This is a genomic window from Methylobacterium sp. A52T (assembly GCF_053346095.1).
The window spans coordinates 18,083-33,322 of record NZ_JBKFBI010000057.1 but is presented as its reverse complement, the minus strand read 5'-3'; the positions used below and the strand labels follow the sequence as shown (position 1 = coordinate 33,322).

Genomic DNA, 15,240 nt, shown 5'->3' with positions numbered 1-15,240 from the left:
GCGCGCGCCGTCAGCGCGACTGCGGCGCGTCCGGAACCGCCGGCTGGGCGGGGGCCGGCTGCGCGGGGGCCGGCTGGGCCGGGGCGTTCGCGGGCGCCCGGTCCTGCTGCTGGCGCAGCGTGTCGAGCAGGTTGTCGGCACCGGTCGGCTGCTTGGCCGGCTGGCCGGAGGTCTGCGGCGCGCCGGTGTCGAGGATCGACTTCGGCGCCGCCGAGCGGTGCGACAGGATCGCGAGGGTCAGGCTGGTGGCGAAGAACAGGGCCGCCAGGATCGCGGTGGCCCGCGTCAGGGCGTTGGCCTGGCCGCGGCCGGTCATGAACCCGCCGACGCCGCCACCGCCGCCACCGCCGCCGAGGCCGAGTCCGCCCTCGGAGCGCTGGAGCAGCACGACGCCGATCAGCGCGAGCACGATGATGAGGTGGACGACGATCAGGACGGTCTGCATCGGTGTTCCGGGATCTTCTTCAGCGCCGCGCGCCGGCAGCGGGCACCGGAAGACGAACGCACGAGGGCCGGGGCCCGCGATCGTCCACGAACCGCCCCGACACACGGGCGTGCGGCGGGGGCTTCGGGGGACGCTTCGGGCGGACCGGCCGGAATTCGGCGACGGCATACACCACCGGTCGCCCGCCGCCAACCTGACGCGAGCGGCCGAGTGTCCGCTCCGACCCTCGCCATCGCCGGCACACCGTGCTCTCTGCCGGGGAAGGGCGGACGACCGAACGCGCCGCCCGGTCCGGGAGGCAAGCCATGTCCGTGTCACGCCGTGCGGCGCTCGCCGCCGCCATCGCCGCACCCGTCCTGATCCGCCCGGGCTCCGGCTCAGCGGCCGCAACCGATCCCACCGCCCGGGGCGCCGCGGTCGAGCAGGCGGTCGACGCCCTCACCAACGCTCTCCTCGCCGCCGACGGTCCGGCCCTCGACGCCCTGACCCTCGACGGGCTGAGCTACGGCCATTCCAGCGGTCAGGTGCAGGACAAGGCGGCCTTCATCGAGACGCTGACCAGCAAGCGCTCGACCTTCCCGAGCATCACCCTGTCGGACCGCTCCGTCTCGGTGGTCGGCGACGACGCCATCGCGCGGCACGTCTTCACCGGCGAGGTGGTCTCGGGCGGCAAGACGTCGCCGGTCCATATCGGCGTGATGCAGGTCTGGCACAGCGACGGCGGCCGCTGGCGGCTGCTCGCCCGGCAGGCCTTCAAGATCTGACGGTCGCGCGGCGCGTCTGTCGCGCCGCGTTCCGACAGGCTTCGCGGACCCGCGCTCAGGCGTAGGCGGCGCAGATCCCCAGGAAATCCTCCGCCACGAGGCTGGCGCCGCCCACGAGCGCGCCGTCGACGTTGTCCACCGACAGGAGTTCCTTGGCGTTCCCGGGCTTCACCGAGCCGCCGTAGAGGATGCGGATCTTCTGCGCCTCGTCGCCCACGAGCTTGTCGAGCATCTCCCGCAGGGAGGCGTGGACCTCGGCGATGTCGCGCGGCGTCGGCGTCCGCCCGGAGCCGATCGCCCAGACCGGCTCGTAGGCGATCACCGTGTCGGCCGCCGTCGCGCCCTTGGGCAGGCCGATGGCGAGCTGGGCGCGGACGATGTCGAGGGCGCGGCCCTGCTCGCGCTCCTCGATGGTCTCGCCGACGCAGACGATGCCGCACAGGCCGGCGCGGCGGGCGCCCAGCGCCTTGGCGTGGACCCCGTCGTCAGTCTCGTGGTGGTAGGCCCGGCGCTCGGAATGGCCGACGATCACGTACTTGGCGCCGAGATCGGCGAGCATCTCGGCCGAGATCGAGCCCGTGAAGGCGCCGCTCGGCCGGGCGTGCAGGTTCTGGCCGCCGATCGCGATCGGCGATCCGGCCGCCGCCGCCACGCAGGATCCGATCAGCGTCGCCGGTGGGCAGATCAGGACGTCGATGCGCGACGCGAGGTCCGGCGAGAGCCCGTCGCGAATCGCCTCGACAACCTGGATGGATGCCCGGGTCCCGTTCATCTTCCAGTTGCCAGCGACAAGCGGCTTGCGCCCAGACTGCGTCATTCCTGCCCTCGCTCCGCCGCGGCTTTCTCGAAGTCGCCGGGGCCTACCAGAGCGAGCTTGAGCGTGCAAACGGCCGGGACCGCCCGAGCCTTTGCCTGTGGACGCGAATGGTCTATCGCGGTCGGCTCTCAGGGACAGCGCCGGCCCGGCGACGGGGCGGCTGCCGAAGGTACTCGATCACAGACCATGCTTCAGGGCATCCGCAACGCCAGCCAGCACTGGCTCGGCAAGATCGTCTTGACGATCATCTTCACGCTGCTGATCGCCGGTGTCGGCATCTTCGGGGTCGAGGAGTTCTTCCGCGGCGGCGCGAGCAACAAGGTGGCCACGGTCGGCAGCACGCCGATCACCGCCGAGCAGGTGCGCCAAGCCTACCAGAACCAGCTGCAGCGCTATCAGACCCAGTTGAAGCGTCCGCTGACGCCCGATCAGGCGCGGATGCTCGGCCTGGACCGGCAGGTGATGTCCCAGCTGATCACCGAGGCCGCCCTCGATCAGAAGACCCACGATCTCGGCCTCACGGTGCCGGATTCCTCGGTGATCAAGGCGATCCACGAGGAGAAGAGCTTCCAGAACCAGCAGGGTCAGTTCGAGCCGCAGCTCTTCTACCAGACCCTGCAGCGCGCCGGCCTCAACGAGGCCCTGTTCGTGCGCGAGCAGCGCTCGGTGATCGCCCGCCTCCAGCTGGCCGAGGCGGTGTCGTCGGACCTGCACGTGCCGCTCGCCATGCGGGAGGCCGTCCATCGCTACACCACCGAGCGCCGCGCGGCCGCCTACGTGATGCTGACGCCCTCGGTGGCCGGCCAGATCCCCGAGCCGACGGACGACGAGCTGAAGACCTGGTACGAGGCCAACAAGTCCGGCTTCCGGGCGCCGGAATTCCGGGCGGCCAACCTCCTCGTGGTCGAGCCCGAGGCGATGGCGAAGCCCGACGCGATCACCGAGGCCGACGCCCGCGCCGCCTACGCGCTGAACAAGGACCGCTACGGCACGCCCGAGAAGCGCACCATCCAGCAGATCGTGTTCCCCGACGCGGCCGCCGCCGAGGCGGCCCGCAAGGCGATCACGGACGGTTCCAAGACCTTCGACGCGGTGGCGGCCGAGCGCGGCACCGACGAGAAGGACCTGACCCTCGGCACGCTGACCAAGAGCGAGCTGTTCGACAAGGCCGTCGCCGACGCCGCCTTCGCGCTGCCCGAGGGCGGCGTGAGTCAGCCGGTCCAGGGCCGGTTCGGCACCGTGCTGCTGCGCGTGACCAAGATCGAGGCCGGGACGGTGAAGCCGTTCGAGGCGGTGGACGGCGAGATCCGCAAGGCCCTCGCCCTGGCCCGCGCCCGCGACGCCATGGAGACCACCCGCGACGCGATCGAGGACCAGCGGGCCGGCGCCAAGCCGCTGGCCGACATCGCGGCCGAGCGCGGCCTCAAGGTCGTCGCCGTGAAGGCGGTGGACGTGAACGGCAAGGGACCGGACGGCCAGCGGATCACCGACATCCCGGACCCCGAGACCACCCTGCCGGCCCTGTTCCGCGCCGAGATCGGCGGCGACAACGAGCCCCTGCGGACCAAGACCGGCGGCTACGTCTGGTACGACGTCACCGGGATCGACGCCGCCCACGACAAGCCCCTCGACGAGGTCAAGGACGGCGTGAAGGCCGGCTGGACCGCGACCGAGATCGCCAAGCGCCTCCAGGCCAAGGGCCGCGAGCTCGTCGAGAAGATCAACAAGGGCGAGACCATGGAGGCCGCCGCCCAGGAGGTCGGCGTCAACCTGCAGGAGGCGCAGGATCTCGCGCGCAACCAGGCCAAGGACATGCTCACGGCCGACGTCGTGAACCTGATCTTCGCGACCCCGGTGGGCAAGGCCGGCACGGCGGCCGCCGGCGATTCGCGGGCGGTCTTCAAGGTCACGGCGGCGACGGTGCCGGCCTTCGTGGCCGACAGCCCGAGCGACAAGCAGATCACGCAGAGCTTCCAGGCGGCGCTCGCCGACGACGTGCTGTCCGAGTACATCAGCGAGGTCCAGAAGAATGCCGGCGTGAAGGTCGATCCGGCGGCCCTGCGGCGCGCCATCGGCGGCGAGTACTGAGGCATGGCCGACGCGCCCGATTACGCGGCCTTCGCGGCGCGCTACGAGGCCGGGCAGCCGAGCCTCGTAGCGGTGAGCCTCGTCGCCGATCTCGAGACGCCGGTGGCGGCGTTCCTCAAGCTGCGCGCCGGCCATGCCGGGCCGGCCTTCCTGCTCGAATCGGTCGAGGGCGGGGCCGTCCGAGGCCGGTACTCGATGATCGGCCTCGATCCGGACCTGATCTGGCGCTGCCGGGCGGGCGCGCCCGCGATCGCGCGCGGGGCCGATCTCACGCGGTTCGAGCCGGATTCGCGGGCGCCGCTGGCGAGCCTGCGGGCCCTGATCGCCGAGAGCGCCATCGGCGAGTCGGACGGCCAGGACCTGCCGCCGATGGCCGCCGGCCTGTTCGGTTACCTCGGCTACGACATGGTCCGCGCCATGGAGCGGCTGCCGGAGCCGAACCCGGATCCGCTGGGAGTGCCGGACGCGATCCTGGTGCGCCCCCGGGTGATGGTGGTGTTCGACTCGATCCGCGACGTCATCACGGTCGTCTCGCCGATCCGGCCCGCCCCCGGCACCGCGGCCCGGGCCGCCTACGAGGACGCGCTGCAGCGCGTCGACCGGGTCGCCGCCGCCCTCGAGGGCCCGCTGCCGATCGAGGCGCGGGTGGACCTGTCGGCGGTCGCCCCGCCCGAGCCGGTCTCGAACACGCCGCCGGACGACTTCTTCGCCATGGTGGCGCGCGCCAAGGAGTACATCGTCGCGGGCGACGTCTTCCAGGTGGTGCTGTCCCAGCGATTCTCGGCGCCGTTCACGCTGCCGGCCTTCAGCCTGTACCGCTCGCTCCGGCGGACCAACCCGGCGCCGTTCCTGTGCTACCTCGATTTCGAGGGCTTCCAGATCGTCTGCTCCTCGCCGGAGATCCTGGTGCGGGTGCGCGACGGCGTGGTCACGGTCCGCCCGATCGCCGGCACGCGCCGCCGCGGCGCGACCCCGGCCGAGGATTCCGCCCTGGCCGAGGAACTGCTCGCCGACCCGAAGGAGCGGGCCGAGCACCTGATGCTGCTCGACCTCGGCCGCAACGACGCCGGCCGGGTCTCGCGGATCGGCAGCGTCCGCGTGACCGACTCGTTCTTCATCGAGCGCTACAGCCAGGTCATGCACATCGTGTCGAACGTCGAGGGCGACCTCGACCCGCGCCACGATCCCCTGGACGCCCTGGCGGCGGGATTCCCGGCCGGCACGGTCTCGGGCGCCCCGAAGGTGCGGGCCATGGAGATCATCGACGAGCTGGAGCGCGAGAAGCGCGGGCCGTACGCGGGCTGCATCGGCTATTTCGGCGCGCGGGGCGAGATGGACACCTGCATCGTCCTGCGCACCGCGGTGGTGAAGGACGGGACCATGCACGTCCAGGCCGGGGCCGGGATCGTCTACGATTCCGATCCCGCCTCCGAGCAGCAGGAATGCGTGAACAAGGCCAAGGCGCTGTTCCGGGCCGCCGAGGAGGCGGTGCGCTTCGCCGCGCAGGCCAAGCGCGGGCAGTAGGGCGGGCAGTAGGGCGGGCAGTAGGGCGCACGCGCGGCTGCCCCGCCGTCCGACGCCGACGGTTGACCGCGCGATTGCGAGCGGTCACATCGCCTGCATGCCCGAGCGTGCCGCCGCGATGCCCAACGTCCTCGTCATCGACAACTACGATTCCTTCACGTGGAATCTCGTGCACCTGATCGGGCCGCTCTGCGGCGCGGTCGAGGTCGCGCGCAACGACGCGCTCACGATCACCGACATCCGCGCCAAGGCGCCCGACGCCATCGTGCTGTCGCCCGGGCCTTGCACGCCCACGGAGGCGGGGATCTGCCTCGACGTGGTCCGCGACCTGTCCGAGGAGATCCCGATCTTCGGCGTGTGCCTCGGTCTGCAGGCGATCGGCCAGGCCTTCGGCGGCGATGTCGTGCGCGCGCCGCTGCCGCTCCACGGCAAGGTCTCGACCATCCGGCACGGCGCGCGCGGCCTGTTCCGCGGCCTGAACGACAGTTTCGAGGCGACCCGCTACCATTCCCTGGTGGTCGACCGCGCGACCTGCCCGACGGCCCTGCGGGTCACCGCCGAGGCGGACGGCCTGATCATGGGCCTGGAGCACGCCGACCGGCCGCTCCACGGCGTCCAGTTCCACCCCGAGAGCATCCGGTCGCAGCACGGCACGGAGATCGTGAAGAACTTCCTCGATCTCGCCGCCGCCTGGAACACGGCGCGTGACAGGACGCGTGCCGACGTGCATTGACGCCGGGGGCCGGGGCGGCCCTCCGTAAGAACCCATGGACAGCTTCAGACCCCATCTCGCGAAGGTCGCCGGGGGCCTCGCCCTCGACCGCGCCGAGGCCCGCGCCGCCTTCGACGACCTGCTGTCGGGCGAGGTCACGCCGGTCCAGGCCGGCGCCTTCCTGACCGCCCTCAAGGTGCGCGGCGAGACCGTCGAGGAGATCGTCGGCGCCGCCGAGGCCATGCGGGCGCGCATGACCCGCGTCGCCGCGCCCGCGAACGCCGTCGACGTCGTCGGCACCGGCGGCGACCATTCCGGCAGCGTCAACGTCTCGACCCTGGCGGCGATCGTCGTGGCCGCCTGCGGCGTGCCGGTGGCCAAGCACGGGAACCGCGCGGCGACCTCGCGCTCCGGCGCCGCCGACGTGCTCGCGGCCCTGGGCGTGCGGCTCGGGCTCGACCCCGCCGCGCAGGCCCGCTGCCTCGACGAGGCCGGACTCTGCTTCCTGTTCGCGCAGGCCCACCACCCGGCGATGCGCCACGTCGCGGCGGTCCGGTCCGAACTGCCCGTGCGGACGATCTTCAACCTGCTGGGGCCGCTGAGCAACCCGGCCGGCGTCGGCTACCAGCTCTTCGGCGTCGCCCAGGAGGCCCTCGCGGAGCCGCTGACACGGGTCCTGTCCGAACTCGGCAGCCGCCGGGTCTGGACCGTCCACGGGTCCGACGGGCTCGACGAGATCACCGTCACGGGCCCGACGCGGGTGGTCGCCCTCGACGAGGGACGAGTGTCCCACTTCACCATCGACCCGCGCGACTTCGGTCTGGCGCTCCGCGCCCCCGAGGAGCTGCGCGGCGGCGACCCGGCCGACAACGCGCGGTCCCTGGAGGCCGTCCTGGCGGGCGCGCGGAACGCCTACCGGGACATCGCGGTCCTCAACGCGGGGGCGGCGCTCGTCGTCGCGGGGGCCGCGCAGGCCCTGGCGGACGGCGTCGCGCAGGCGCAGGATGCCGTCGATTCCGGGGCCGCCCGGGCGACGCTCGCCCGCCTCGTTCGGGCCTCGAACGACCACTCCAACGGGCAGGAGGGCCGATGAGCTCGCTGACGCACGAGGCGACCCCGGAGACCGGCGCCGGGACGCCGACCGAGCGGCCGAACGTCCTCGCCCGCATCGAGGCCTACAAGCGCCGCGAGATCGCCGAGGCGAAGCTGCGCGTGCCGCTCGCCAAGCTGGAGCGGAAGGTCGCGCAGGCGGAGCCGGTGCGCGGCTTCGCGGCGGCGATCCGGAGCCATCTCGCCGCGGATCGCCCGGCGCTCATCGCCGAGGTGAAGAAGGCCTCGCCCTCGAAGGGCCTGATCCGCGCCGATTTCGACCCGGCAAGCCTCGCCGCCGCCTACGAGGCCGGCGGCGCCACCTGCCTGTCGGTTCTGACCGACGAGCCCTCGTTCCAGGGGCGGCCGGAGTACCTGACGGCGGCGCGCGCCGCCTGCGCGTTGCCCGTCCTGCGCAAGGACTTCCTGTTCGAGCCCTATCAGGTCTACGAGGCCCGGGCCTGGGGCGCCGACTGCATCCTGGTCATCATGGCCTGCCTCGACGACGACGAGGCCGTCGCCCTGGTCGAGACGGCGCACCTCCTCGGGATGGACGTCCTGGTCGAGGTGCACGACGAGGCCGAGCTGGCGCGGGCGATCCCCCTCGGCACGGCGCTGATCGGCATCAACAACCGCAACCTCAAGACCTTCGACGTCTCGTTCGAGACCGCGATCCGCCTGGCGCCAGGGATCCCGGTGGACCGGATCGCCGTGGCCGAGAGCGGCATCGGCGACCACGCCGACGTGGTCCGGCTGCGGGACAACGGTCTCGGCGTGGTGCTGGTCGGCGAGAGCCTGATGCGGCAGCCGGACGTCGCGGAGGCGGCCCGCGCCCTGCTGTTCGGCGCCGCGGAGGCCAAGGGCGGCAAGCCGCGGAAGAAGGCGTAAGGCATGCGGCCGGGCTCGACGCTGACCCATCTCGACACCTGCGGCGCGGCCAACATGGTCGACGTCACCGACAAGCCCGCCACCGACCGGACCGCCCGGGCGGAAGGCCAGATCGTGATGAAGCCGGAGACCCTGGCCCTGATCCGCGAGGGCGACGCCAAGAAGGGCGATGTGATCGGCACGGCCCGGCTCGCCGGCATCATGGCGGCGAAGCGCACCCACGAGCTGATCCCGCTCTGTCACCCGCTGCTGCTGTCGAAGGTGCGGGTCGAATGCGAGCCCGACGACGCGCTCCCGGGCCTGCGCATCGCCGCCGAGGTCCGGGTCCAGGGCCCGACCGGCGTCGAGATGGAGGCGCTGACCGCCGTCTCGGTGGCGTGTCTCACGGTCTACGACATGGTGAAGGCGGTCGATCGCGGCATGCGGATCGAGGGAATCCGGCTGACCGCCAAGGACGGGGGCCGCTCGGGCGCCTACCGGGCTCCGGCGGAATGAGCGGCCTGATCCCGGTCGCCGAGGCGCTGGCGCGGGTGCTCGCGAGCGTCGCCGCGCCGGTCGAGCCGGAGACCGTCCCGCTGGCGCAGGCCTGCGGCCGGACGCTCGCCGCGGACGTCGTCGCCTCACGCACCCAGCCGCCGTTCCCGGCCTCCGCCATGGACGGCTACGCCGTGCGCGGCGCGGACGCCGCGGAGGTCGGGGCGACCCTGCGGCTGATCGGCGCCAGCGCGGCCGGTCACGGCTTCTCCGGCCGTATCGGCTCGGGCGAGGCGGTCCGGATCTTCACCGGGGCGCCGGTGCCGGAGGGCGCGGACGCGATCCTGATCCAGGAGAACGCCGCCGCCGAGGCGGGCGCGGTGCGCGTCCTGGAGCCCGTGGAGCCGGCGCGGTTCATCCGCCGGGCCGGCCTCGACTTCACCGCCGGCGAGACCCTGATCCCGGCCGGCATGAGCCTCGACGCGCGGCGGCTGGCGCTCGCCGCGGCGGCCGGCCATCCGCGCCTCACGGTCCGCCGCCGGCCGCGCGTCGCGATCCTCGCCACCGGTGACGAGCTGGTGGAGGCGGGCGCGACGCCCGGCTGGGACCAGATCGTCGCCTCCAACAGCCTCGCGCTCGGTGCCCTCGCCGCGGAGGTGGGCGCCGACATCGTCGATCTCGGAATCGCGGGGGACGACCACGACGCCCTGGCGGACGCGTTCCGTCGCGCCCGCGCGGCGCGGGCCGACCTGCTGATCACCCTCGGAGGGGCCTCCGTCGGCGACCACGATCTGGTTCAGGCCGCGCTCGCCAAGGAGGGGTTGGAGCTCGGCTTCTGGCGGGTGGCCCTCCGGCCGGGCAAGCCGCTGATGCACGGCCGCCTCGGCGACATGCTGGTCATCGGCCTGCCGGGCAACCCGGTCTCGTCCATCGTGTGCGGGCTCCTGTTCGTGGTGCCGGCCATCCGCGCGCTCCAGGGTGATCCGCGGGCCGGCGCCGACCGGAGCGAGCCGGCGACGCTCGGCCGCGACATGCCGGAGAATGACGGCCGGGCCGACTACATGCGCGCGAGCCTCGCCCTCGAGCCCGACCGTCTGCCGGTCGCGACCGCCGAGCGGCGTCAGGATTCGTCGATGCTCGCCGTCCTCGGACGGTCCGAAGCCCTGCTGATCCGCGCCCCGCACGCGCCGGCCGCGCGCGCCGGCGATCCCTGCCGGATCATCCGCCTCGATCGGCGCCTGCTCTGATCGTCAGGGCGCGACGCGCCAGACCTTGAGGGGACCGGGCACGTCCAGCGGCACGAGGCGCGCGCTCCCGGCCGCGCCCGCGGCGAGCCGCGTGGCGAACGCCGTCTCCGCCTGAAGGTTCTCGGCCGGCCGGGCCGGGCAGGCGACGAGGTAGCGGACGTCGAACGCCGTCAGCACCCGGTCGAGGTCGGCCTCGGTGCCGCCCAGCCCCTCGATCGCCGCCGTGAGGCCGGGAATGGCCCGGTGATAGGGCGCGACGACGATCCGGTGCGGGGCGCGGAGGAGGATCGACGGACCCATGAAGATCGGGGCGAGCACCGTGCCTTCCGGCAGGTGCGCCAGGGGGCGGACCGCGGCGTCGCCGAGGCAGGCATTGGTCTCGGCCGCGTCGGGCGCGTTGCGCAGGCCGGGCGCGAGGGTCTCCGCCAGGAGCGCCGGGATCATCCAGAGGCTGCTGACCATCGCGGCGCCGAGCAGCGCGACGGGCCAGCGCCGCGCCCCGGCCGGCAGGGCTGCCCGTGCCAGCGCGCGGTCGAGGACCACGCCCGCCACCAGCGGCACGAAGCCGGAGACGATGTAGAGTCCGCGGAACTGCGCGATGCCGAGGATCAGCCCCGGCCACAGGAACAGCGCGACCACCGACCAGGCCCGGCGTTCGGGACCGCGCCACGCCATCGCGGTGGCCGTGAGGCTCGCGAGGATCACGACCGGGTAGAAGACCAGCGCCTCCCACTGGCCGCGGGCGACGAACTTCGCCAGCGGCGCCATCTCGTTGACCGTGAGCAGCCAGTGGATCCGCACCAGCGGCGGCATGTCGGGGAACGGGCCGCCGAGGCAGGACGGGAAGGCGGCGGCGAACCCGGCGAGCAGGATGCTGCCCGAGAGGCCCGCCAGGGCGAGGCGCGCCGGAACCGTCGCGAGGCGCTCGCCCGCGGCGGAGGCGATCGCGGCGAGGCCGAGGCCGCCCAGGGTGAGCCAGAGCCAGGGTAGCGAGAGCGCGTCGCAGTGGGAGACACCCCAGAGCGAGGGGGCCGTCTGGACGGCGAACAGCGCGGGGGCGGCGAGGCCGAGACCCAGGCCGAAGCCCGCGAGCGACGCCAGCGCGGGCCGTCCGCGCAGGCACCAGTCGCCCGTGAGAAAGAGGGCCGCCAGCGCGACGAAGGGCAGGCCCTCGAGCCCGATCGCCAGCGACACGGCCGCCAGGATCCCGCCGACCAGGCCGGGTCGCAGGCCCCCGCGGATCATGCAGAAGGCGAGACCGAGGATCGAGAGGATCTGCAGATTGTGGTGGTCCACCCGCCCCGCCTGGAACTGGATCGTCACACCGAAGGTCTGCGTAGCCGCGATCAGGGCCAGGACCGCGGCGCGGCTGCCGAAGCTGTGCCGGACACCGCGATACAGGAGCCAGCCGTAGAGCCCGAAGAGCAGCACGGGCCAGAGTGCCGCCGTCAGACCCTCGGCGAGCGCGGGGCCCGTCAGGGGCGTGAGCGCCAGGATCAGGCCGGCGATCGGCGCGTCGACGAGGCGCGACCAGTGGCTCGGCACGCCGCCCGGGGGCAGGAAACGGTACTGGACGTTGTCGTACCAGCCCTGGCCGGCCACCAGGTCGCGCACTTCCACGAGGCGCATCGCGTCGTCGGTATCCGGGACGCGCAGGTGCTGGACGGTTTCCCAGACCGCGTGGGGGGCGTTCATCGTCGCGATGCAGAGGGCGGCGAGGAGCCACAGCAGCGTGCGGGCCTCGATCCGCCCGCGCGGTCGGGAGAGGGGTAGCGCCGGAGCCGGCATGGTTGGTGGATCACCCGGGCGGGCCGTCGATGCCCTCTCCGGCATGCTCGCGCGGTTCGGCTTAACGCGCGGTCAAAGGGCACCGGACGCGCGGCCCGGCCGTCGGGTCGGCCCCGCGGCGCCAGCGATTCCTTAACCACGACCGGGCATCCTGGCGTCCGGTCGGCGTCCTGCGCGTCGCGCGCCGCACCAATCGCCGGAGCATGGGATGAGCCACCACACCGAGACGCTGGTGATCGGCGCCGGGCCCGCGGGTCTGACTGCCGCCTACCTGCTGTCGAAGAAGGGCCGCTCCGTCACCGTCCTGGAGCGGGATCCGGCGCAGGTCGGCGGGATCTCGCGCACCGTCTCGCATAACGGCTACCTGTTCGACATCGGCGGCCACCGGTTCTTCTCGAAGTCCCAGGCCGTGGTCGATCTCTGGGACGAGATCCTCCCCGACGACTTCATCGAGCGCCCGCGCCTGTCGCGGATCTACTATCGCGGGCGCTACTACGCCTACCCGCTGAAGGCCTTCGAGGCTCTGCGCAACCTCGGGATCCTCACCAGCGCGGCCTGCGTCGCCTCCTACCTCTACGCCCGCCTGCGGCCGGTGCCGGAGCCCAAGACCTTCCACGCCTGGGTCCGCAACCAGTTCGGCGAGCGCCTGTTCTCGATCTTCTTCAAGACCTACACCGAGAAGGTGTGGGGCATGTCGTGCGACGCGATCTCGGCCGACTGGGCGGCGCAGCGCATCAAGGGGCTCGACCTCGGGGCGGCGATCCGCGACGGCATCAAGCGGTCGCTGGGCCTGCGCAAGGCGCCGAAGGCCGGCGGTCCGGTCATCAAGACGCTGATCGAGTCGTTCCGGTATCCTCGCCGCGGCCCCGGCATGATGTGGGAGGCGGCAGCCGCCAAGATCCGCGCCCAGGGCGGGCAGCTGAAGCTCGACCGCGGCGTCGATTCCCTCAGCTACGATGCCGGCACCGGCATCTGGACGGTGGCGGCGCGCCGCTCGGACGGCAGCCGCGAGACCTTCACGGCCCGCAACGTCGTCTCGTCCGCCCCGGTCCGCGAGCTCGTCGACGCCATCCGCCCGCGGCCGCTCAGCACCTTCAACGCCCGGGCGCTGAAGTACCGCGACTTCCTGACGGTGGCGCTCATCGCCAAGTCGGACAAGAACTTCCCGGACAACTGGATCTACATCCACGACCCGTCGGTGAAGGTCGGCCGGGTGCAGAATTTCCGCTCGTGGTCGCCCGAGATGGTGCCGGACGCGGACCACACCTGCCTGGGCCTAGAGTATTTCTGCTTCGAGGGCGACGGCCTCTGGAACGCCGACGATTCGGAGCTGGTGGAGCTCGCCAAGCGCGAGATCGGTCAGATCGGCCTGATCGACCCGGCCGACGTCGTCGATGCCTGCGTGGTCCGCCAGCCGAAGGCCTACCCGGTCTACGACGAGGAGTATGCCGGCCACGTCGTCACCGTGCGGCGGGAGCTGGAACGGGATTTCCCGAGCCTGCACCTCGTGGGCCGCAACGGCATGCACAAGTACAACAACCAGGACCACGCGATGATGACCGCGATGCTGACCGTGGAGAACATTCTCTGCGGTCGGCGCCGGCACGACGTCTGGCGGGTGAACGAGGACGCCGAGTACACCGAGTCCGGCGTGTCGGGGGCGGACGTCGCCCTGGGCAGCGAGCGCCTCGTCCCGCGCAAGGTCGCCTGAGGGGAACTGGTCGTCGGGTCGGCCTGCCCGTCCTCGCTTCGCTCGCGATGACGGAGTGTGCGACCCCACTGAGGTGACGATCGGAATCCCCGCGGTCGGCGACACGGCGCGAGCCGCGTCACCGGCGCGGCTTGCCGGTCTCTGCGGCGCCCCTATCGTTCCCTCCCGGTAATGCCCTGGTCCAAGGGCCGCCGGGAGGATTCTATCGATGCGATCTCTGCTTCTCGCCGCGCTCTTCGCGGGCGTGGCCATGCCGGCGGCGGTGCTCCCCGCCCTGGCGCAGGGTGCGGCCCCTGCCGAGACCAAGGCCAAGACCGACGACCTCGAGAAGCTCCAGGGCTTCCACAGCACGGACACGCAGGCCGCCGCCGAGATCCCGCAGACCGGCCGCCGCGCCGACGCGATCCGCAAGAACCTGTCGAAGGTCAAGCTGCCGGACGGCTTCAAGATCGACCTGTACGCGGTGGTGCCGGACGCGCGCGCGATCGCGGTCGGTCCCAACGCCGGGGTGCTGTTCGTCGGCACGCGCAAGAGCAAGATCTACACGGTCACCGACCGCGACAAGGACCGGGTCGCTGACGAGGTCCGCCCCTTCGCGCCGGGCATCACGTTCAAGATCCCGAACGGCGTCTGCTTCTCGAAGGACGGCGTGCTCACCGTGGTCGAGCAGAACCGCGTCCTGGCCTTCCCGGCCGCCGAGTTCTTCTACGAGAACCCGGACGTCGCCGCCGGCGTGCTGGTCAAGCAGGGACAGCTGATCCCGGCCTCCGAGGAGAGCTTCAACCACACCGCCCGCGTCTGCCGGGTCGGGCCGGACGGCAAGACCTACATCGCACTCGGCCAGCCCTACAACGTGCCGCCCGCCGAGAAGGCGGACCTCTACAAGAAGACCGGCATCGGCGGCATCATCCGCATCGACGCCGACGGCAAGAACCGCGAGGTCTATGCGACCGGCATCCGCAACTCGGTCGGGATGGACTTCAACACCGACAAGTCGCTGTGGTTCACCGACAACCAGGTCGACGGCATGGGCGACGACAAGCCGCCGGGTGAGCTGAACCGGGCCACCAAGGCGGGCGAGAATTTCGGCTTCCCGTGGTTCGGCGGCGGCTCGGTCCGCACGGTCGAGTACAAGGACCAGACCCCGCCGGCCGACGCCGTCGCCCCGCAGGCCGAGCTGCCGCCGCACGCGGCCGATCTCGGCATGACCTTCTACAACGGCAAACAGTTCCCGGCGTCGTACAAGGGCGGGATCTTCATCGCCGAACACGGCTCGTGGAACCGCACCGAGCCGGTGGGCGCCCGGGTGATGTTCGCCAAGCTCGGGGCCGACGGGAAGGTCGAGTCGGTCAAGCCGTTCGCGGAAGGGTGGCTCACCGGCGACGGCGAGTATCTCGGCCGCCCGGTGGACGTCGCGGTGATGCTCGACGGCTCGCTGCTGGTCTCGGACGATTCCGCCGGGGCGATCTACCGGATCTCCTACGAGAAGTAGTTTTTTGCGACCGGGCGCCCCTTCTCAAGAGGGACGCCCCCATTGCGGACAGACGCGACGGACCCCCACTCCCGAGCGGGAGAGGGTAGGGTGAGGGACGAGACCTTTCAGGATCAGGCACGCGTGCGATGCGCCGAATAGGGTCCACTCCATTCGGAGCGACCTGATCCCTCACCCTGTCCCTCTCCCGCACGGGAGAGG

At 72.3% G+C, this 15,240-nt stretch carries 13 protein-coding genes; 10 read left to right on the top strand and 3 right to left on the bottom strand.

The window, feature by feature from the left end; translation table 11 throughout:
- Nucleotides 1-10: 10 nt before the first annotated feature.
- Entirely contained in the window at nt 11-445 is a 435-nt protein-coding gene (gene secG / locus ACLBYE_RS15505) for a preprotein translocase subunit SecG (RefSeq protein WP_042672232.1), read from the bottom strand.
- A gap of 305 nt (nt 446-750) precedes the next feature.
- Between secG and ACLBYE_RS15500 the strand changes: the two genes are divergently transcribed.
- Nucleotides 751-1,209 carry a nuclear transport factor 2 family protein gene (locus ACLBYE_RS15500; RefSeq protein ID WP_447694839.1) on the top strand — a complete coding sequence of 153 codons (459 nt, stop codon included), beginning with the start codon at nt 751-753 and terminating at the stop codon, nt 1,207-1,209.
- A 55-nt stretch (nt 1,210-1,264) separates the two neighbouring features.
- Here the strand turns inward: ACLBYE_RS15500 and tpiA are convergent, their stop codons facing one another.
- The gene (tpiA, locus tag ACLBYE_RS15495; RefSeq protein ID WP_020094621.1) at nt 1,265-2,026 is read right to left on the bottom strand and encodes a triose-phosphate isomerase; all 762 of its coding nucleotides are present in this window, start codon (nt 2,024-2,026) and stop codon (nt 1,265-1,267) included.
- A 186-nt stretch (nt 2,027-2,212) separates the two neighbouring features.
- Here tpiA and ACLBYE_RS15490 point away from each other — a divergent pair, with 186 nt between their 5' ends.
- The 7 genes from ACLBYE_RS15490 (at nt 2,213) to ACLBYE_RS15460 (ending at nt 10,048) form a co-directional block, all read left to right on the top strand.
- Nucleotides 2,213-4,114, top strand: coding sequence for a peptidyl-prolyl cis-trans isomerase (locus ACLBYE_RS15490; protein ID WP_447694838.1), 1,902 nt, complete (start codon nt 2,213-2,215; stop codon nt 4,112-4,114).
- 3 nt (nt 4,115-4,117) lie between these two features.
- Nucleotides 4,118-5,638 carry an anthranilate synthase component I gene (gene trpE / locus ACLBYE_RS15485; RefSeq protein WP_056528109.1) on the top strand — a complete coding sequence of 507 codons (1,521 nt, stop codon included), beginning with the start codon at nt 4,118-4,120 and terminating at the stop codon, nt 5,636-5,638.
- A gap of 118 nt (nt 5,639-5,756) precedes the next feature.
- Nucleotides 5,757-6,371 (top strand): anthranilate synthase component II, encoded by a 615-nt coding sequence (locus tag ACLBYE_RS15480; RefSeq protein WP_447694842.1) that lies wholly within the window; start codon nt 5,757-5,759, stop codon nt 6,369-6,371.
- A gap of 34 nt (nt 6,372-6,405) precedes the next feature.
- Nucleotides 6,406-7,443 carry an anthranilate phosphoribosyltransferase gene (trpD, locus tag ACLBYE_RS15475; RefSeq protein WP_447694837.1) on the top strand — a complete coding sequence of 346 codons (1,038 nt, stop codon included), beginning with the start codon at nt 6,406-6,408 and terminating at the stop codon, nt 7,441-7,443.
- Nucleotides 7,440-8,327: an indole-3-glycerol phosphate synthase TrpC gene (gene trpC / locus ACLBYE_RS15470; protein WP_447694836.1), complete on the top strand. Its 888-nt coding sequence runs from the start codon at nt 7,440-7,442 to the stop codon at nt 8,325-8,327. The genes trpD and trpC overlap by 4 nt, the downstream gene beginning before the upstream one ends.
- A 3-nt stretch (nt 8,328-8,330) precedes the next feature.
- On the top strand, nt 8,331-8,822 hold the full coding sequence (moaC, locus tag ACLBYE_RS15465; protein WP_447694835.1) for a cyclic pyranopterin monophosphate synthase MoaC: 492 nt from the start codon (nt 8,331-8,333) through the stop codon (nt 8,820-8,822).
- A complete protein-coding gene (locus ACLBYE_RS15460) occupies nt 8,819-10,048 on the top strand; it encodes a molybdopterin molybdotransferase MoeA (RefSeq protein ID WP_447694834.1) in 1,230 nt (409 codons plus the stop codon). The genes moaC and ACLBYE_RS15460 overlap by 4 nt, the downstream gene beginning before the upstream one ends.
- A 3-nt stretch (nt 10,049-10,051) precedes the next feature.
- On the opposite strand, the gene ACLBYE_RS15455 is transcribed toward ACLBYE_RS15460, so the two are convergent.
- Nucleotides 10,052-11,836: a hypothetical protein gene (locus ACLBYE_RS15455; RefSeq protein ID WP_447694833.1), complete on the bottom strand. Its 1,785-nt coding sequence runs from the start codon at nt 11,834-11,836 to the stop codon at nt 10,052-10,054.
- Nucleotides 11,837-12,044: 208 nt separating this feature from the next.
- Between ACLBYE_RS15455 and ACLBYE_RS15450 the strand changes: the two genes are divergently transcribed.
- Together ACLBYE_RS15450 and ACLBYE_RS15445 are read left to right on the top strand one after the other, a co-directional pair.
- A complete protein-coding gene (locus ACLBYE_RS15450) occupies nt 12,045-13,547 on the top strand; it encodes an NAD(P)/FAD-dependent oxidoreductase (RefSeq protein WP_447694832.1) in 1,503 nt (500 codons plus the stop codon).
- Between the two features lie 208 nt (nt 13,548-13,755).
- Nucleotides 13,756-15,039, top strand: coding sequence for a PQQ-dependent sugar dehydrogenase (locus ACLBYE_RS15445; protein ID WP_447694831.1), 1,284 nt, complete (start codon nt 13,756-13,758; stop codon nt 15,037-15,039).
- Nucleotides 15,040-15,240 lie beyond the last annotated feature (201 nt).